The sequence below is a fragment of the Micromonospora yongxingensis genome (assembly GCF_052601155.1).
In genome coordinates, this window is sequence record NZ_JBQXEO010000007.1 from 111,006 (window position 1) to 128,985 (window position 17,980).

General features: G+C 72.3%; 12 protein-coding genes. 7 read left to right on the plus strand and 5 right to left on the minus strand.

Features of this window, described 5'->3' with window-relative positions:
- Positions 1-50 precede the first annotated feature (50 nt).
- Both ACTWLT_RS11525 and ACTWLT_RS11530 read right to left on the minus strand, forming a co-directional pair.
- Positions 51-1,226, minus strand: coding sequence for a zinc-dependent alcohol dehydrogenase (locus ACTWLT_RS11525; protein ID WP_445318344.1), 1,176 nt, complete (start codon positions 1,224-1,226; stop codon positions 51-53).
- A gap of 7 nt (positions 1,227-1,233) precedes the next feature.
- Positions 1,234-2,214, minus strand: coding sequence for an SRPBCC family protein (locus ACTWLT_RS11530; RefSeq protein WP_445318345.1), 981 nt, complete (start codon positions 2,212-2,214; stop codon positions 1,234-1,236).
- Positions 2,215-2,474: 260 nt separating this feature from the next.
- On the opposite strand from ACTWLT_RS11530, the gene ACTWLT_RS11535 reads away from it, so the two are divergent.
- Positions 2,475-3,455 (plus strand): ATP-binding cassette domain-containing protein, encoded by a 981-nt coding sequence (locus tag ACTWLT_RS11535; protein ID WP_445318346.1) that lies wholly within the window; start codon positions 2,475-2,477, stop codon positions 3,453-3,455.
- Positions 3,452-4,279: an ABC transporter permease gene (locus tag ACTWLT_RS11540; protein WP_445318347.1), complete on the plus strand. Its 828-nt coding sequence runs from the start codon at positions 3,452-3,454 to the stop codon at positions 4,277-4,279. Before ACTWLT_RS11535 ends, ACTWLT_RS11540 begins: the two co-directional genes overlap by 4 nt.
- A gap of 2 nt (positions 4,280-4,281) precedes the next feature.
- On the opposite strand, the gene ACTWLT_RS11545 is transcribed toward ACTWLT_RS11540, so the two are convergent.
- Complete coding sequence (locus ACTWLT_RS11545; protein ID WP_445318348.1) at positions 4,282-7,461, minus strand: ATP-binding protein; 3,180 nt, start codon at positions 7,459-7,461, stop codon at positions 4,282-4,284.
- 195 nt (positions 7,462-7,656) lie between these two features.
- On the opposite strand from ACTWLT_RS11545, the gene ACTWLT_RS11550 reads away from it, so the two are divergent.
- Positions 7,657-8,715, plus strand: coding sequence for a zinc-dependent alcohol dehydrogenase family protein (locus ACTWLT_RS11550; protein ID WP_445318349.1), 1,059 nt, complete (start codon positions 7,657-7,659; stop codon positions 8,713-8,715).
- A 28-nt stretch (positions 8,716-8,743) separates the two neighbouring features.
- Here the strand turns inward: ACTWLT_RS11550 and ACTWLT_RS11555 are convergent, their stop codons facing one another.
- Both ACTWLT_RS11555 and ACTWLT_RS11560 read right to left on the minus strand, forming a co-directional pair.
- Positions 8,744-10,408: a glycoside hydrolase family 10-like protein gene (locus tag ACTWLT_RS11555; protein WP_445318350.1), complete on the minus strand. Its 1,665-nt coding sequence runs from the start codon at positions 10,406-10,408 to the stop codon at positions 8,744-8,746.
- Positions 10,409-10,538: 130 nt separating this feature from the next.
- Positions 10,539-11,618 (minus strand): glycoside hydrolase family 19 protein, encoded by a 1,080-nt coding sequence (locus tag ACTWLT_RS11560; RefSeq protein WP_445318351.1) that lies wholly within the window; start codon positions 11,616-11,618, stop codon positions 10,539-10,541.
- 234 nt (positions 11,619-11,852) lie between these two features.
- On the opposite strand from ACTWLT_RS11560, the gene ACTWLT_RS11565 reads away from it, so the two are divergent.
- The 4 genes from ACTWLT_RS11565 to ACTWLT_RS11580 all read left to right on the plus strand — a co-directional run bounded on the left by ACTWLT_RS11565 (position 11,853) and on the right by ACTWLT_RS11580 (position 17,974).
- Positions 11,853-12,791, plus strand: coding sequence for an SMP-30/gluconolactonase/LRE family protein (locus tag ACTWLT_RS11565; RefSeq protein ID WP_445318352.1), 939 nt, complete (start codon positions 11,853-11,855; stop codon positions 12,789-12,791).
- Between the two features lie 359 nt (positions 12,792-13,150).
- The gene (locus ACTWLT_RS11570; protein WP_445318353.1) at positions 13,151-14,593 is read left to right on the plus strand and encodes a cytochrome P450; all 1,443 of its coding nucleotides are present in this window, start codon (positions 13,151-13,153) and stop codon (positions 14,591-14,593) included.
- 257 nt (positions 14,594-14,850) lie between these two features.
- On the plus strand, positions 14,851-15,330 hold the full coding sequence (locus ACTWLT_RS11575; RefSeq protein WP_445318354.1) for a helix-turn-helix transcriptional regulator: 480 nt from the start codon (positions 14,851-14,853) through the stop codon (positions 15,328-15,330).
- Positions 15,331-15,583: 253 nt separating this feature from the next.
- Complete coding sequence (locus tag ACTWLT_RS11580) at positions 15,584-17,974, plus strand: sensor histidine kinase (RefSeq protein ID WP_445318355.1); 2,391 nt, start codon at positions 15,584-15,586, stop codon at positions 17,972-17,974.
- Positions 17,975-17,980 lie beyond the last annotated feature (6 nt).

Genomic DNA, 17,980 nt, shown 5'->3' on the forward strand with positions numbered 1-17,980 from the left:
ACTCCTCCCCGGGGGGAGGCAGTTTCGCACGGCACCGGGGCCTCCCGCCGCTACGGCTTGAGCACCACCTTCAGGCATTCGTCCTGCTTGTTCTTGAAGATGTCGAAGCCGTGCGGAGCGTCGTCGAGCCGCATCGTGTGGGTGATGATGAAGCTCGGATCGATCTCGCCCTTGCGGATCCGCTCCAGGAGCGGCCGCATGTAGCGCTGCACGTGCGCCTGCCCGGACCGCATGGTCAGCGAGCGGTTCATGAACGAGCCCATCGGGAACTTGTCGATGAAGCCGCCGTAGGCGCCTATCGCCGAGATGGTGCCACCGTTGCGGCAGCTCAACACCGCCTCCCGCAGCGCGTGCGGACGGTCGGTCTCCACCTTCGTCGCCTGCTTGGCCCTGTCGTACGCGTGCAGCGCGGCCGACGCGTGGTGTCCCTCCATGCCGACGGCGTCGATGCAGGCGTCCGGCCCGCGTCCGGCCGTCATCTCCCGCAGCGCGTCCAGCACGTCGGTCTGCTCGTAGTTGATGGTCTCGGCGCCGGTGTTCTCCCGGGCGATCCGCAGGCGGTAGGGGAACCGGTCGATGACGATGACCCGTTCCGCGCCGAGCAGGAGAGCGCTGGCGGCCGCGAACTGGCCGACCGGCCCGGCGCCCCAGATCGCGATGGTGTCGCCGCGTTTGATGTCGCACATCTCGGCGGCCATGTAGCCGGTGGGCAGCACGTCGGACAGGAACAGCACCTTCTCGTCCGGCAGGTCGTCCTCGATCTTGATGGTGCCGACGTCGGCGTAGGGCACCCGGGCGTACTGCGCCTGGCCTCCCGCGTAGCCGCCGAGCAGGTGCGAGTAGCCGAAGATGCCGGCGGGCGAGTGGCCCATGACCTTCTCCGCTATCGCCGCGTTGGGGTTGGAGTTCTCGCAGATCGAGTAGAGGCCGCGCTCGCAGGAGGCGCAGTTGCCGCACGCGATCGGGAAGGCCACCACCACCCGGTCACCGATGCGCAGGCCGTCCCGTACGCCCGGGCCCAACTCCACGACCTCACCCATGAACTCGTGACCGAGCACGTCCCCCTTCTTCATCGCCGGGATGTAGCCGTGCAGAAGGTGCAGGTCGGAGCCGCAGATCGCGGTCGAGGTGATCCGCACGACGGCGTCGCGCGGGTTGAGGATCTGCGGGTCGGGCACGTTCTTGACCGCCACCTTGTTGGGCGCGATCCAGCAGTTGGCTCTCATGATCGTCCTACCTTCCGGACCCGCGGGTCGCCAGCGGCTGAGCCGGGCGCTGCTTCACCTGTTGCTGGACGTTGCTGCCGTCCGGGCTGCCGTCGGAGCGGGTGATCTCACCGGTCTCGATCACCTGCTTGAACCTGCGCAGGTCGTCGCAGACCTGCTGCTGCGGGTTCTCGCCGAACAGCTTGGCGGCCCTGGTGCCGAGGACGCCACCGGGCGCCCGGTAGCCGAGTTCGATGCGCACCTCGGTGCCGCGACCGCCGGCGACGGGGATGAAGCGCACCGATCCCGAGTTGGGGACCCGGGCGCCGCCGATCGACCGCCAGGAGATGAGCTGACCGGGGCGGTCGTCGACGATCTCCGCGTCCCAGCTGACGCTGCGCCCGGCCGGTGCCTTCGCCGTCCAGCGCGACCGCCGGTCACCGGTTGTCCGGACGGACTGGAGGTGGGACATGAAGCGCGGCAGGTTCTCGAAGTCGTGCCAGAACCGGTAGGCGTCCGCGGCACTGCGGTTGATCGTCACCGACGCGTACACCCGGTTCGCCTCCCGCAGGCGTCGTCCCCGGGTGGTCCGCACCGCCGTGTACAGGTCCAGCGCGGTGATTCCGGCCAACGCCCAGGTCGTGTACGTCAGGCGCTGGCGCCGTTCGCCACGCCGATCCTTCATCGCCTGACCGGCGGCGGCGAGGTCGAGCACGTCGCCCGCGACCCTGGTCCACGCTCCCCAGCCCGCCCGCCGGGGAATCAGCAGCGCGGCGGCGTGGCCCAGCTCCCGTACCCCGGCCACCGCGAGGACCTGCCGCGCGGTGGGCGAGTCGTCGACCCCGCAGAGCCGGCTGACCTGCTCCCGGCGGGCGAGGGTGGCCACTCCCAGCCCGAGGCTGACCCAGCCCAGGAACCGGGCGAGTCCCTCCGATCCACGGTCCCGACCGGCCCGCTCGATGCCCAGGCTGTCCGTCACCGAGCGGACGCCCATCGTGGTTCTTGCCATGATCACCCCTTCTGCCGTGACGGTCGCGCCGTGTCCGGGGGCCGTCGCCTGACGTCGAGCCGCTGAGGGGGTACCGGCCCGCACCTCACCAGCAGATCAGCCGGACGCCGTCCCCGCCGGCCGACTGGGAAGATGACCCCCGGGCGATCGACACTCCGCCGCGGCGGTCTCCACCGCCCGCCGGCGTGTCGTGCCCGTGTCGGTGCCGGTGTCGGTGGCGTGTCAGGGCGGTGTCAGGCGGCCCGCGCACGCTGTACGGCATGACAGCTGACCTGGTGATCGAGGCCGAGGGCCTCGTGAAGAACTTCGGGAAGACGAGGGCGCTTCAGGGCGTGGACCTCGCCGTGCCCCGGGGGACGGTGCTCGGGGTGCTCGGCCCCAACGGCGCCGGCAAGACCACCGCCGTACGCATCCTCTCCACGCTCCTGAGCCCGGACGCCGGCACGGCCCGGATCGGCGGCTTCGACGTCGTCCGCGACGCCGAGCGGGTCCGGCGGAGCATCGGCCTCACCGGCCAGTACGCCTCGGTCGACGAGGATCTGACCGGGCGGCAGAACCTGGAGCTGTTCGGCACCCTGCTGGAGCTGGGGCGCACCGGCTCCCGACGGCGGGCCGCCGAGCTGCTCGACTGGTTCGACCTGACCGCCGCCGCCGACCGGCAGGCCAAGACCTACTCCGGCGGTATGCGGCGGCGGCTGGACCTGGCCGCCAGCCTCGTGGGCTCACCGGACGTGATCTTCCTGGACGAGCCGACGACCGGGCTCGACCCGGCCAAGCGCGAGGACATGTGGGACGTCGTCCGGTCGCTGGTCACGAACGGCTCGACGGTCCTGCTCACGACCCAGTACCTGGAGGAGGCCGACGCGCTGGCGGACGCGATCACGGTGATCGACCACGGCCGGGTCATCGCGTACGACACGCCGGAGGGCCTCAAGCGGGTGGTCGGGGGCCAGACGCTGGAGGTCCGGCCGTCCGACCCGGCGCACCTGTCCCGGATCGCGGCGATCCTGTCCGAGGTCGGCTCCGGCGCGCAGGCCGACGAGATCCGCAAGGGCGTGCTCGCGGTGCCGGTCAGTGACGACGCGGCCCTGACCGAGAGCGTCGCGCGGTTCGCCGCCGCCGGCATCTCGGTCACCGAACTCTCCCTGCACCTGCCGAGCCTCGACGAGGTGTTCTTCACCCTCACCGGGCGTACGGCATCCGACGACGACACCACCAGCCTCACGGAGGTCGCGGCATGAGCACCCTGGTCGGCACCCCACCCCGGACGAGCCCCGTGCTCTCCACGGCCGTCCCCAATCCGCGACCGTTCCGGCTGGTCCGGCACTCGCTGGCGCTGGCCAGGCGCAGCCTCATCAAGACCTGGCGTACGCCCGAGGCGCTCATCGACGTCACGCTGCAGCCGGTGCTGTTCCTCATCATCTTCGTGTACATCTTCGGTGGCGCCGTCGCCGGTTCCACCCATGACTACCTGCAGTTCCTGCTGCCCGGAATCCTGGCGCAGACCATCGCCAGCGGCGCCATCGCCATCGGTGTCAACCTCAACACCGACATCGCCAAGGGGATCTTCGACCGGTTCCGGTCGCTGCCCGTCCCCCGCTCGGCGCCACTGGTCGGCGCGGTCCTGGGCGACGTCGTCCGGTACGTGATCGTCACGGTCTCGACCCTCGCGATCGGCTACCTGCTCGGTTTCCGGATCGAGTCCGACCCGCTCCGGGCGATCGCCGGCTGCCTGCTCGCGGTGCTGTTCGCGCTCTGCCTGAGCTGGCTGCCGGTCTTCGTCTCGATGAAGGTGCGGACCCCGGGTGCCGTGCAGGGCCTGATGTTCGCGCTGATCATGCCGCTGAGCTTCGCGTCGAACGTGTTCGTCAGCGCCGACACCCTGCCGGGCTGGATGCAGGCGTTCGTGGACGTCAACCCGATGACCCACCTGGTGGCAGCGGTACGCGGGCTGTTCCTCGGCACACCGGTCGGCTCGCACGTGTGGTGGACGCTCGCCTGGTGTGCCGGCTTCGTGGTGGTGTTCATGCCGCTGGCGCTGCGCGCGTACCGCCGGAAGATCTGACCCTAGGCGAGCAGGTCGTCCATCAGCTCGCGGATCCGGGCGACGGTGGCGGCGACCGGCCGCTCGCGCCACACGGCCAGCAACGGCTCACGCTGCTCCTCCTCCCCGAGGGCGGCGTCGAGCCGTTCGCCGGCCCCGGGCGGGAAGAGGGCCCCGACGCTGGTGCCGATCCGCGTCCCGAGCACGGCCAGTTCCCGAGCGGTCGCCGCGTCGTCCCGGTGCGCCGCGAACTCGGCACCGCCCAGTGCCCATGTCCCGATCACCGGCAGGTCCTTCGACGACAGCGCGTCGTCCCGGGCGAGCATCAGCAACGCGGCGGCGCGGGCCTCGGCGTCGGCGACCGAGGTCGGCCGCCTCTGCTCCATCCGCAGGTAGAGGACCGCCACCGCGACCCGGAGCAGGACGCGCGGTTGCGGCGGCGGCCCGACCCAGCCGGCCAGGGTCCGGATCACCCCGTCGGCGTGGGCGAGCGCCTCGTCGTACCGCTCGCGCTGCCAGGCGAGGTGGGCCAGCCCGAGGCGCGCCTGCCCGGTGTCCACCTCCTCGGCCTGGCCGGGTGCCGCCGTCTCGCGCAGCCGCCGCTCCGCTTCCGGGTCGCCGGCCAGGGCGAGTTGCACGTCCAGCAGCACCCGGATCGACCGGGCGTCCTGCGTCGCACCGACCAGGTCCATGTGGTGGACGCTGCGCGCCAGCCACTCGGCCGAGCGGGAGTCCCCACGCAGGCTGAAGAACTGCCCGGCGCCGCCGGCGGCCATCGCCATGCCCCAGTGGTCACCGGCCACCTCGAAGCGCCGGTACGCCTGCTCGGCGTCGGTGATCGACGCCTCCGTCATGCCGCCGTTCTCGCGGATGGCGGCGCGGGCGAAGAGGCCGAGCCCCTGCACGTACGGGTCCGGGTGCGCGATCATCTCGCCGGCGGCCTTCGTGCTCTCCTCCGGGTCGGACGCGTCGAAGCTGGGCAACGCCGTCGCGAGCGCGGTCAGCCGGGACGACACCTCGTCGGGCCGTTCGGCGAGAACCGTTCGGAGTGCCCGCCGGGCGAGGGCGGCGAGCCGCAGTTCGCCGCCGATGCCGGCGTTGACCCCGATCACGAGGCAGGTCCAGGCGAGCCGGTTGGCGTCGGGCAGTGGCCGCCCGGCCGCCCGGCCCCGCAGGATCGCCGAGCGTCGCCGCCTCTCCGGCTCCTCGGCGTGCAACAGGCCGCGCGCCCACCCGACGACCTCGAGGTGCAGGCCGCGCACCGTCCAGACGTGGAGCAGCGCGGTGGCGACGTCGATCGCGGCCGGCTCGTCGTCGTGCCCGAGCGCCCAGCGCAGGCCGGCGACCAGGTTGTCCTGCTCGGCGACGCAGCGGTCGAACGCCTCGACCTGTCCGGGGCCGACGAACCGGGCGGCGAGCGCGGCGGCCTGCTCCCGGGCCCAACCGACCAGGCCGGCCATGGCCGGATCACGGCCACCGGCGGCGTCGAGGCGGGCTTCGCCGTACTCGCGGACGGTTTCGAGCATCCGGTAGCGGGGCGGGCCGTCCCCTTCCACGAGGGTCAGCAGGGACTGTTCGACGAGCGTGGCGAGGCCACGTCGTACGTCCGGGGTCGGCGCGACAGCGGCGGCGAGGTCCGCGCCGAACGGACCGGGGATGACCGCGATCCGCTGGAGCAGCTCACGGTCGTCGGGCGCGAGGAGTTCCCGGCTCCAGTCGACCATCGCCCACAGGCTGGCGTGCCGCTCCGGCAGGCCCCGCAGGGCGTCGTCGAGCAGCGCGAACCGGTCGGTCAGCCCGGCGAGCACGTCGTCGATCGGCATGTGCCGCAGCCGCGCGGCGGCGAGTTCGAGAGCCAGCGGCAGGTTGTCGAGCCGATGGCACAGGGCGAGCGCCCGTGTGGTGTCCCAGGTCGGCACCGCGCCGCCGGCCTTCGCGCGGGCCTCGACGAGCCCGAGGGCGTCGGCGTCCGGCAGGACGGTGAGCCGGTGGACCAGTTCGCCGGCCAGGCCGAGCGGGGCCCGGCTCGTCGCGAGGACCGCGACCTCCGGCGGGGCCACCGCGATCAGGTCCGCGACGACGGTGGCCACCGCGTCGAGTACGTGCTCGCAGTTGTCCAGCACGATCAGCCCGTCGAGGTCGGGTGCCACGGCGCGTAACCGTTCCTCGGGGCTGAGCACCCGCCGTTCGAGGCCGAGGTTGCCACCGGTCGCCGACGTGTCCGCCCCACCGAGTGCGGTGAGCACGGTGGGCAGCACCTCGTCGGGCGAGCGCAGACCGGCGAGTTCGATCACCCGTACCGCCTGCCCGGCTGCCGCCGCGCGCCGCGCCACCTCGGCGGCGAGTCGGGTCTTGCCCGCGCCGCCGGTCGCCACGACGGTCACCAGGGGAGCCGCGGTGAGCGCCTCGTCCACACTCTCGATGTCCCGCTCCCGACCGACGAGGGCGGTCATCGGCCGGCGCCACGCGGCGGGCAGGGCGGTCCGCGCCGGCTGCCGGGGCGGACACACCACGGCCGGGGTCGTGAGTTCGCCGCGCAGCAGCGCCAGGTGAACCTGTGTGATCACCGGCGACGGGTCGGTGCCGTACCGGTCGGCCAGTTCGGCGCGCAGCCGCTCGACCACCTCGAGCGCCTCCGCGTCCCGGCCCTGGGCGGCGAGGACCCGGACGAGCAGGGCGGCCGACGGCTCGTCCGGCGGCGTACGCGCGACGAGCCGACGCAGGTCAGTCTCGTCGTAGGACCCCGCACCGGCGAGAGCCGCCTGCGCGCGCAGCGCGGCGACGTCCGCGAACAGCCGCGCGTCCTCGGCGGCGGCCAGCTCCGGGACCTCGGGGAACAGGGCACGGGCCTGGTCGGCTGAGCTGCGGGCGACAGGGGCGTCACCGGCCGCGAGGGCGGCGCGCGCCCGCTCGACGAGCGCCCGCGCTTCGACCGCGTCGACGGTGACCGCCTCGGCGGGCAGGCGGTATCCCGCCGGCACGGCGACCACGGGCAGCCCCAGACGGCGTACCCGGGACACGAGCGCCTGGACGGCACCGGTCGCGTCGTCCGGCGGCGCGCCGTCCCACACGGCGTCCACGAGCAGCCTGGTGGAGACCGCCCGTCCGCGCGCGTCGACGAGCGCGCGGAGCACCGCCGCGAGTCGCTCACCCCGAACCGGCCGGCCGTCGACGGCGAGCGGGCCGAGGATCGTGATCTGCACGGACCCAGCATCCCCCACCCGCACACGGGGTCGCCGGGCACCCGCTCGTGGTCGTCACAGCGGTGGAGGCCGTGACCACCGGCGTGGTGGTCACGCCCTCCACCGTGTGGGCGAGGTGTCAGCGGCGCGAACCCCGCTCCTCGTGGTGGTGCAGGTGGGGCAGGCAGGTGCAGTCTGGTCGCCCCGCGTGTGAGGATGCAGCCCGTGCGTGCCGTGATCTTTGACGAGTTCGGTGTCCGACCCGAGGTCCGCGACGTACCGGACCCGGTGCCGCCGCCCGGTGGTGCTGTCATCCGTGTCGAGGCGACCGGGCTGTGCCGCAGCGACTGGCACGGCTGGCAGGGGCACGACCCGGACGTCCGCCCGCCGCACGTCCCCGGGCACGAGTTCGCCGGAGTCGTCGCGGAGGTCGGCGCCGGCGTACGCGGCTGGCGGCGCGGCGACCGGGTCACCGCGCCCTTCGTCTGCGCCTGTGGGCAGTGCCCCGCCTGCCTCGCAGGCGACCAGCAGGTCTGCGAACGCCAGACACAGCCGGGCTTCACCCACTGGGGGTCGTTCGCCGAGTACGTGTCGGTGCACGACGCCGACGTCAACCTGGTCCGGCTCCCCGACGAGCTGGGCCACCCGGCCGCGGCAGCCCTCGGCTGTCGATTCGCCACGGCGTTCCGCGCCGTGGTGAGCCAGGGCCGGGTCGCCGCTGGTGAGTGGGTGGCGGTGCACGGCTGCGGCGGCGTGGGACTCTCCGCGGTGATGATCGCTGCGGCCTGCGGCGCGCAGGTCGTGGCGGTCGACATCGCCCCCGCCGCGCTCGACCTGGCCCGGAGCTTCGGGGCCACGGTCTGCCTGGACGGCAGCACCCTCACCGACCCGGGCGCGGTCGCCGCCGCCGTTCGGGAGGCGACCGGCGGCGGAGCGCACCTGTCACTCGACGCACTGGGCAGTCACGCCACCTGCATCGCCTCGGTGGGGTGCCTGCGCCGGCGGGGCCGGCACGTCCAGGTCGGCCTTCTTCCCGCCGTCCAGGGCCGCCCTGCTCTGCCGATGGACCTCGTCATCGCGTACGAGCTGGAGCTGCGGGGCAGCCACGGGATGGCCGCGCATGCCTACCCGGAGCTTCTACGGCTGGTCACCGCGGGCGTGCTGCGCCCCGCCGAGCTGATCACCCGCACCATCGACCTCGACGAGGTGCCCCACGCGCTGGCCACGATGGACCGCCCCGGTCACGGCGGGATGTGCCTCATCCACCCTCGGTGAGAGGACGTACCCCCACAACGGGGACCGTCTACGGGGATGCGGACGTGGCCGCACTGAGTCGGCCCTCGTTCCCGCTGCGATCCAGTGCCGACACGCAGTAGGAGAGCGGTCCGTCGGCCGGCGCGGTGCGGTCGACCCAACTCCCACCTCGGGCGGTGCCGACGAGCCGGGCGGTGTCGCCGTCCACCCGGTAGACGGCGAAACTCGTGGCCCCCTCGCCACGCCAGGACAGCGTCACCCCGCCGTCGTCCGTCCGGCGCGGTTCGGTGACCACCGGCGCGGCCGGAGGTGCCGCTGGTAACTGCGCCATCGTGGGTGGCAGCGCCGGGGTGGCGTAGTGGGCGGCGCTGTACCGGCTGACCGCGCCGAGTTTGTCGGCCCGTACCTGCCGGGCGCTGAAGTGCACGCTCCCGCTCACCCCGTACCGGCGGTTGAGGGCGAGTTGGCGGTCCAGCTCGGCCGGGTCGCGCCACGCGCCGCGCTCGCCCACCCGGTAGTCGGCCTGCCCGATGTAGAGCTGCACCCGGGTGCCCTTCACCATGGCCGCCCACCACGGCAGGAGCTTGGCGTAGTCGGCCCTGTCGAACCCGATGTGCCAGTAGAGCTGCGGCACGACGTAGTCCAGCCACTGCTTCCGTACCCACAGGCGGGTGTCGGCGTAGATGTCGTCGTAGCTCTGCAGGCCCCCGGTGGCGGAGCCGGTCGGGTCGGTGCGCGCGTTGCGCCAGATGCCGAACGGGCTGATCCCGAACTTCACCCAGGGCTTGATCGCCTTGATCCGCTCGCTCATCTCGCGGACCAGCGTGTTCACGTTGTCCCGCCGCCAGGCGTGCTTGTCGGCGAACCCCCGGCCGTACCGGGCGAACGCCGCGCCGTCGGGAAAGTCCTGTCCGGCCTCCGGGTACGGGTAGAAGAAGTCGTCGAAGTGCACCCCGTCGACGTCGTACCGCTGGACGGCCTCCAGCATCGAGTCCTCGACGAAGGCGCGCGCCTCGGGGATGCCCGGGTTGAAGTAGAGGCGGCTGCCGGGTCGGTCGGCGCTGGGATAGGTGACCACCCAGTCGCGGTGCCGCCGCAGCGGGTGTGTCGGCGCGAGCTGGTCCAGCTTGGGGCCGGGACCGCCGACGGTGGCCGGCTGTCCGCCCCGGTAGGGGTTGAACCAGGCGTGGAACTCCAGGTTGCGGGCGTGCGCCTCGGCGACCATGAACTCCATCGGGTCCCAGCCCGGGTCGCGGCCGTCGCGCCGTCCGGTCAGCCACTCCGACCAGGGCGCGTAGGTGGACGGCCAGAGCGCGTCCCCGCTCGGTCGTACGTGCACGAAGACCGCGTTGTGGTTGTGTCGCACGGCCAGGTCCAGCCATCCGCGGAATTCCGCCCGTACCGTCTCGGCCGGCAGCCCCTTCCGACTCGGCCAGTCGATGTTGTTCACCGTCGTGATCCACATGCCGCGCAGCTCGCGGGCAGCCTGGGCCGGCCGGCCCGCACAGGTGGGGGTGCCGCCCGCCGGGCCGACCTCGGATGTCGCGCCGGCGGCGGCGTCGCTGCGCTGCGGTGCGCCGTCCTCGCCAGTGGTCCGGTCCCGCAGCGACCAGGCCCCGACCGCGACCACCATGGCGACCGCGACCACCACCGCCCCCAGCACCTGGGTACGACGTCGGTGAGCGGGGGCAGCGGGTGAATCGGCGGCGGGCATCGGCCCAGTCTGCCCAGTGTTGCCGGCCGGACGAAACCATTTGGGCCGTTACTTAACGGTCAGCTAAGCCGGCAACCGCCGCGTGCCGGGCCTCGACACCCGGTGCGGGGTGTCGAGGCCGGGCGGCGGGTCAGCAGTAGAGGTTGGCTCCGGCGGGCACGCCGAGGATGCCGACGAACTGCTGGTACTTGGTGACGCGGCTCTGCACCTGGGCGGGGTTGCCGCCGTTGCACTCGATCGAGCCGTTGATGCTGCGGATGGTCTGGCCGAACCCGGCGCCGGTGACCATCGCGTTGTGGGCGGTCATGGTGCCCGGCCCGTTCTGGGTCATCCAGTACCAGATGGCGGTCTTCCAGGCCACCGCGGCGTCGGTCTGCACCAGCCAGGGGTTGGTCAGCAGGGGCAACCCGAGGGCGTTACCGGCGGCGTTGTAGTTGAAGTTCCAGCTGAGCTGGATCGGCCCGCGCCCGTAGTAGGCGGCCTGCCCGGCGGGGCAGCCGTAGGGCTGGCCGGGGTCGCAGTAGTGCGGGTAGTTCGCGGTGTTCTGCTCCACGATGTGGACGAGTCCGCCGGTCTCGTGGCTCACGTTCGCCAGGAAGGCCGCGGCCTCCTGGCGCTGGACGGTGGCACTGCCCGTCCTGGTGAACGCCGAGTAGGCGCTCAGGGCGGTGACCAGCCCGGAGTACGTGTAGAAGGAGTTGCGGCCCGGGAACATCTGGTTGAACTGGGCCTCGCTCACCACGAAGCCGCCGGGGTTGGTGGGCGGCGGGCTGGTGGGCGGTTGGCCGCCGCAGCTGTACGGCTCCCAGTACCAGGTGCTGATGATGGGGTCGTACCCGGGATTGTCGTGCTCGGCGATGTAGTACAGGCCGTTGGTGTATCGCACGATGGCCCCGGTGGAGTACCACGTGCCGGCGACCCAGTTCGGGTGGGTGCAGCTTCCCGACGGCGGCGGGGTGGTGGTGCCTCCGCAGGCACCGAGGTCCTGCCAGACGCCGGTGGTGCCGGGGGGCGCCTCGCTCTGGGTCCACCACTGCGCCTGATAGTTGCGGCCGTTGTGGGAGACCTGCGCGCCTCCGGTGTAGACGGCCGAGGACTGCCACGGTGCCGCACAGGCCGCAGCCGAGGCGGCGGTCGACGGGATGACGGCCATCAGTCCGCTGGCGACAGCCAGTGCCGCGAGCGCGACCAGGGCGCGCAGTCTCGTCATGTGATCACTCCTTTCCGGGATACGACAGGCCGAGGGCTCGACGTCGCATAGACAGCAGTGACTGTAACACCTTCTGTTCAGAACCTTTACTATTAGCCGCGAGATGGAGGTGGCACCCCAAGCCTCGCGGCCGGGCGGGCCGCCGGCCGCCGCCGTACAGTGGGGAAGGTCCTGGCCCCAGAGATCGTGGCAGGCGCTTTCGCTCGTGCCGCCTGCCCGCCCGAAAGGAGCACAGTGAACCGACCCCTCAGGACCGCACTCGGTGTCGCCCTGACCGCCTCTCTCCTGACCTCCGTCGCCGTCGCGCCCGCGCAGGCGCACGCCGGGAGCCGGCCGCCCACCGTCCTCGCCCTGCCGGACGGGTTCCAGCCGGAGGGCATCGCCACCGCCGGCCGGTACGCGTACTTCGGCTCCCGCGCCAACGGCGCCATCTACCGCGTCGACCTGGTCACCGGCGCGGGCAGGACGATCGGCGCGCCCACCGGCACCCCGTCCCTCGGCCTCAAGGTCGACCCGCGCGGCCGGCTGTTCGTCTCCGGCGGCACGGCCGGCGACGCTCGCGTGCTCGACACCCGCACCGGCGAGGTGCTGGCGCGCTACCAGTTCACCACCGCCCCGACGTTCGTCAACGACGTCGTCCTCACCCGCGACGCCGCCTACTTCACCGACTCCAACCGGCCGGTGCTCTACCGGGTGCCGCTCGGCCACGGAGGCGCACTGCCGCCCGCCGACGGCTTCACCACCATCCCGCTGACCGGTGCGTACCAGCAGGTCGGCACCGGTGTGAATCTCAACGGCATTGTCACCACGCCGGACGGCAGGTCCCTCATCGTCGTCCAGTCCGCCACCGGCACGCTGTTCCGGGTCGACCCGGCGACCGGCGCGACCACCACCGTGTACGTCCCCGGCCACACCTTCACCAACGGCGACGGCCTGCTGCTGCTCGGCCGCACCCTCTACGTCGTGCAGAACCGCCTCAACCTGGTCGCGGTGGTCACGCTGAACCGGGCCGGCACCGCCGGAACGCTCACCGGCACCATCACGGACGCGAACTTCGACGTGCCCACGACGGTGGCCAAGGCGCTGGGCCGGCTCTACCTGCCCAACGCCCGCTTCACGACTCCGGCGACCCCGACCACGCCGTACACGGCCGTCGCGGTCCGCACCCGCTGATCAAACCGAGGGGGTACGCGCACCGCGCGCACCCCCTCGGCCGGCCAGCGACAGGTTCGACCCCGCTCACCACCGCCGACGCGCAGAGCCACCGAACGCGGCACCGGCGAAGGGGCGACGCGGGTCGAGAATGTTTCCTTTCGACCCGACAGCCCGTACGGCGCACGGCAGCAAATAGAACCGCGTCGGCGGCTGCTTTCGTCGTCGCCGCCACGCGCGCACCACATCGTGACCGGTGTGGCGCTCAGTGCCGTCCGGCCTGCTTCCGCTAGCCTGAAACCAGCAAGGACCGAGCCGCAACTTGCAGGTAGCTCAGGTTGTCGCGTCCGTTGCACCACGCAATAATCGGCATTGATTAATTGACGGACACCAATCTTGACTTGTCAGGTAAGTCGGCGCACCGTGAAGAGCCAGAGGCAGATGCGCGCCATTGTCAGCCCCAACAGGTTGGTGTGTCCAATGCGGGCGCTGCCGGTTTTTTGCGGTGTTTCAGGAGGCCCTCCATGCGGTTGAGTCCATTCACCGGGGCATATCTCACCGATCCGGCCAGTGTGTGGCGGCGCATTCTCGACGATCCCGACGGGGTGCACTACGCCGAGGACCTCGGGCTGTGGTTGATCAGTCGGCACGGGCATGTGCGGCGCGCCCTCGCCGACCCCGCGACGTTCGGCAACGCGCTCACGCTGGCCCCGGTCTACGAGGTCTGCCCGGAGGCGATGAAGGTCGTCATGCAGATCGACGCGCCACCCACCACGGCCGCCGCGGACCCGCCGGTGCACCCACGCACACGCCGGGCCCTGCGGGCCACCTTCGCCAACACGCCCGACCGCGCAGAGGCCGACTACGGCCCCATCGTCCGTCGCAGGGTCGACCAACTGGTGTCCCGGCTGGTCGGCCAGCACGGCGAACAGGTGGACCTCCTCCCGGAGCTCGCCACCGAACTTCCCCTGCTGGTCGTCCTGGACATTCTCGGGGTGCCCGACGCCGACATCGACCGGATCCGCAGGTGGGCGGACGGTCAGATCGCCCTCGTCTGGGGGCAGCCGGATCCGGCCGAGCAGGTGCGCCTGGCGCAGGGCCTGCTGGAGTTCTGGCACTACTGCCAGGAGCTGGTCCAGCAGCGGATCGACCGCGGTGGCCACGGCGACGACTTCATCAGCCGGGCACTGGCGTACCGCGACGACGACGACGCCGTGCTGACCGTGTCGGAAGTGGCGAGCATGGCCTTCAACCTCCTGGTCGCCGGCCACGAGACCACGGCCGGGCTGCTCGCCCACGCCCTCGACCAGGCGCTCTCCGAGCCGCAGCGGTGGCGCACGCTCGCCGCCGACCCCGGGTCCGTCCACGCGTTCGTGGCCGAGACCCTCCGGTTCGCACCCGCGATCGACGGCTGGCTCCGCGTGACCACCCGCGACGTCACGCTGGGAACGGTCACCATACCGGCGGGGGCGCGTTGCCTGCTGTTGATCGGAGCGGCGAACCGTGACCCCGCGGTCTTCGCCCACCCGGATCGGTTCGACCCGCACCGTGGCGACGTGGCGGATCACCTGTCCTTCGGCCACGGGCCACATTTCTGTATCGGCGCGGCATTGGCACGACTCGAGGCCGGGATCGCCCTCACCCGGCTCGCGGCGGCCATTCCCGGCCTCCGGCTAACACCGGGGCAACATCGTTCATACAAGCCGAATGTTGCGTTCCGCGCACACCACACGCTGCCCGCGATAATCGATATCATGGCACCGGCCGACGATCAGATGACACCGGAAGCGGCGGGCGCCGAGGTGCACGCCGCCCGACAGTGACCGCGAGCCGTCCACACGGCGGCCGTGGCTGGCCTGCGCTCGGATCGCGCGTGGGGCTGCCCTGCCCAACGCTCCACGCCCAGCCCACCGCGGGCACCGGAGGCCGCCCGCCGCGCATTGCTCGTCAATCCATGTCGGTCAACGTCTTCACACCCATCGGATCCTGGGTTAAGAATTGCCTCTATGAATTTTCAGCCCATCGGTCGGCCTCGAGTTAATGCCTGCCGCTGATTCGCTGGCGCCACGAAGGTGAGCACATGGAGCACACGCCCCCGTCGAACGTCGCTGACTCCGCGGCCAGCCAGCGGTTCCGGTGGGAACTGCGCAGCTGCCGTATCCGGCGGGGCCTGACCCAGCGGGCCCTGGCGGATCTGGTGCGGTTCAGCCGGGAGACGGTCGCCGCCGTGGAGTCGGGTCGTCGCTTCGGGAGTCACGAGTTCGCGGTGCGCTGCGACGACGTGCTCGACACCGGCGGCCGGCTGGCGGCACTGTGGCCGCAGGTCGCGGCCGAGCAGTTGGCGGCGGACGGCCGCCGCGGCCCCCGCTCTCCCGAGCCCGTGCCGCTGGGTCCGCAGGTGCCGCGCCAGCGTGGTCGGCGTGACGCTCGCGACCCCGGTGCCATGGTGGACGCCATCGACGAGTTGCGGGAGCTGATCGGCCAGGTGCTCAACGGCCCGCCCGACTCCGACGACAACGGCCGGCGCCCGACGGCCGAACCCCTCGACGACCAGCGCTGACGTCGCCGACCCGGATCATCCCCGTCGCGCCACCGGCTGCTGACTCTGGGTACAGATGCTGGTACGGGCAGTTTGTACCACGGCCAGGTCTGGTCTCTGGGCTCGGGTTCCGGCGGAATGGGACTTGCATTCGGCAACGTGCAAATAGACCGTCGTCGACGAGTCGTGGGAGTCAATCTTGGCGTCGAGCACGAAGTCCCACGCGGCCCGACCCTACCCGACCCGGCGACGCGGTTGGAAGATTGCCGGCCGGATGCGCCTCATCGTCGCTGCCCCGCTGGTCGCCGTCATCGGGTTCGCCGGTCTCGCGCTGACCGAGAGCGCGCGCCAGACGACCCGCGCCAGCGACCTGGAGGTCCTGGCACGCCTCGGCGCCGAGGCCGGTGACCTGGCCTACCGGCTGCAACGCGAGCGCATCGCCGCCGCCGACCTGCTCACCTACGCCGCCCCGGAGCAGCAGGACGCCTTCGGCGCGGAGATGGCCGCCACCGACGACGCGGTCGCCCGCTACCGCCGGCAGCGCGACCGGGTGCCCGCCGACGCCGACACCAGCCGCCCACTCCTGCGCCGCATCGACACGGCGCTGAACGACCTCGCCCCGCTGCGCACCCAGGTGCGTACGGCGGCTCACGCATCGGTGTCCGCGATGACCTTCAGCTACCGCATCGCGATCGCCGACCTGATCAACTTCCGGGAGAACGTCTCGCACGGCGTGGTCAACGCCCAGCTCGCCGACGGGATCCGCGCCTCGGCGGCGCTGTCGAAGACGGCCGAGGCGATCGGCCAGCAGCAGGTGGCCGTGCTCCGCGCTGTCGCGGCCGGCGAGCTGACCCCCGCCATGCAGCAGGACATCACCGCCGCGCGCACCAGCTACACCGAGACGAGCCTGTCGTTCCTGGCCCTGGCCCCCGCCGAGTGGAGCCTCTGGTGGGAGCAGGTCGGCACCGGCAAGGAGGCACTCACGCTGCAACGGATGCAGGACGAGGTCTCCCGGGCACAGCCGGGGACCCGACTGCAGCTGGAGACCACGGCGTGGGTGTCCACGACGCAGCAGCGGTCCGCCCGCCTGGCCGACCTGCGGGGGCGGGTCGACGCCGCGGTGCTCGACGACGTCCGGGCCGCGCACGCCGACCAGCGCCGCCGAGCCGTGGCCGAGGCGATCGGCGTCCTCCTGGCGCTGCTGTTGACCGCGCTGGTGACCTGGGCCGTCGCCCGGCAGATCACCCGTCGACTGCGTCGGCTGCGCGACGCGGCCAACGCCGTCGCCTTCGAGCAGCTCCCCGCCGTGGTGGCCCGACTCCAGCACCCGGACAGCTCGGCCGTCGACCCGCAGGAGCTGGCCCGCCAGCAGTCCACCACCGCCCTCGAACCGTCCAGCGACGACGAGATCGGCGAGCTGGGCCAGGCGTTCAGCGCCGTGCACCAGGCCGCCGTGCGCACGGCCGCCGAGCAGGCCGTCATGCGCGCCAACACCGCCGACATCTTCATCCACCTGAGCCGCCGCGAGCAGCGACTGGTCGACGCCGTCCTGGCCCAGGTCGACCGGGTCGAACGGGACGAGACCGACCCCGACCGACTCCACCAGCTGTACACGCTGGACAACCTGGCGACCCGGATGGGGCGGATCAACGCCAGCCTGCTGGTGCTCGGCGGGGTCGGCGTCGGCCGGGTACGCCAGCACGACGTACCGCTGCAGCAGGTGCTCCAGGCGGCGCTGTCCCAGATCGAGCACTACGCGCGGATCCGGCTCGGCATGATCGACGGGGACGTCGCCGTCGCGGCCAAGGCCGTCGACGAGGTCGTGCACCTGCTCGCCGAACTCATGGACAACGCGACCGCGTACTCGCCGCCGGGAAGCGAGACCTGGGTGACCGGGCGCAGCCTCGGCGACCGGGTCATCGTCCAGATCAGCGACGAGGGCGTCGGACTGCCCCCGCAGCGGCTGCAGCAGCTCAACGACCTGCTGGCCCGTCCACCGGCCATCGACGTCGCCGCCGTACGGGCGATGGGGCTGGTCGTCGTGGGCCAGCTCGCGGCCCGACTCGGCGCCAGCGTCCAACTGCGACGCGGTCCCCGGCGCGGCACCCTCGCCGAGGCGACGCTGCCCGCGGCGATAATCCGGTCCCTGCCACCGGAGGAGTACCTGCTCGCCCCCGGCCGGCTGTCGCGGCGGGCAGCCCGGACACCCGGCCCCCCGCCGCCGTACCGGTCGCACCCCGAGCCCACGGCCGGGCGGCCGCCGGCCGAGCGGACCCTGCCGGCGGCGCCGGTGTTCCGGCCGGCACCCACGCCCGCGGACCGGGGTGAGGCCCCCACCGAGGAGCTGCTCATCTTCGAAGAGGTCAACCACTGGTTCCACACCGACGTCGTCGACGGTCACGACGGCCGCGAGTGGTCGAGCCCGGCCGACGACGCCTGGCGTACCGCCGCCCAGGCGCACGCTCCCGACGTCGCCGCTACCACCAACTCCGGTCTGCCCAAACGACAGCCCCAGCGGCACCTCGTGCCCGGCGGCGTCACCGTGCCCCAGCAGCAGCAACGGTCCGAATACCGCGACCCGGCCCAGGTGGCCACCGCCATGGCCGCCTACGCGCGCGGCGTGGCGTCCCGCCGACGGACCCCGATCAACCTCGGCAAGAAATGATCCGAC

Excerpts from the sequence above, each read along its gene's own strand:
- ACTWLT_RS11580 (WP_445318355.1), top strand. The coding sequence starts at position 15,584 with ATGCGCCTCATCGTCGCTGCCCCGCTGGTCGCCGTCATCGGGTTCGCC.
- ACTWLT_RS11535 (WP_445318346.1), top strand. The coding sequence starts at position 2,475 with ATGACAGCTGACCTGGTGATCGAGGCCGAGGGCCTCGTGAAGAACTTC.
- ACTWLT_RS11555 (WP_445318350.1), bottom strand. The coding sequence starts at position 10,408 with ATGCCCGCCGCCGATTCACCCGCTGCCCCCGCTCACCGACGTCGTACC.
- ACTWLT_RS11560 (WP_445318351.1), bottom strand. The coding sequence starts at position 11,618 with ATGACGAGACTGCGCGCCCTGGTCGCGCTCGCGGCACTGGCTGTCGCC.
- ACTWLT_RS11550 (WP_445318349.1), top strand. The coding sequence starts at position 7,657 with ATGCAGCCCGTGCGTGCCGTGATCTTTGACGAGTTCGGTGTCCGACCC.
- ACTWLT_RS11575 (WP_445318354.1), top strand. The coding sequence starts at position 14,851 with ATGGAGCACACGCCCCCGTCGAACGTCGCTGACTCCGCGGCCAGCCAG.
- ACTWLT_RS11525 (WP_445318344.1), bottom strand. The coding sequence starts at position 1,226 with ATGAGAGCCAACTGCTGGATCGCGCCCAACAAGGTGGCGGTCAAGAAC.
- ACTWLT_RS11530 (WP_445318345.1), bottom strand. The coding sequence starts at position 2,214 with ATGGCAAGAACCACGATGGGCGTCCGCTCGGTGACGGACAGCCTGGGC.
- ACTWLT_RS11540 (WP_445318347.1), top strand. The coding sequence starts at position 3,452 with ATGAGCACCCTGGTCGGCACCCCACCCCGGACGAGCCCCGTGCTCTCC.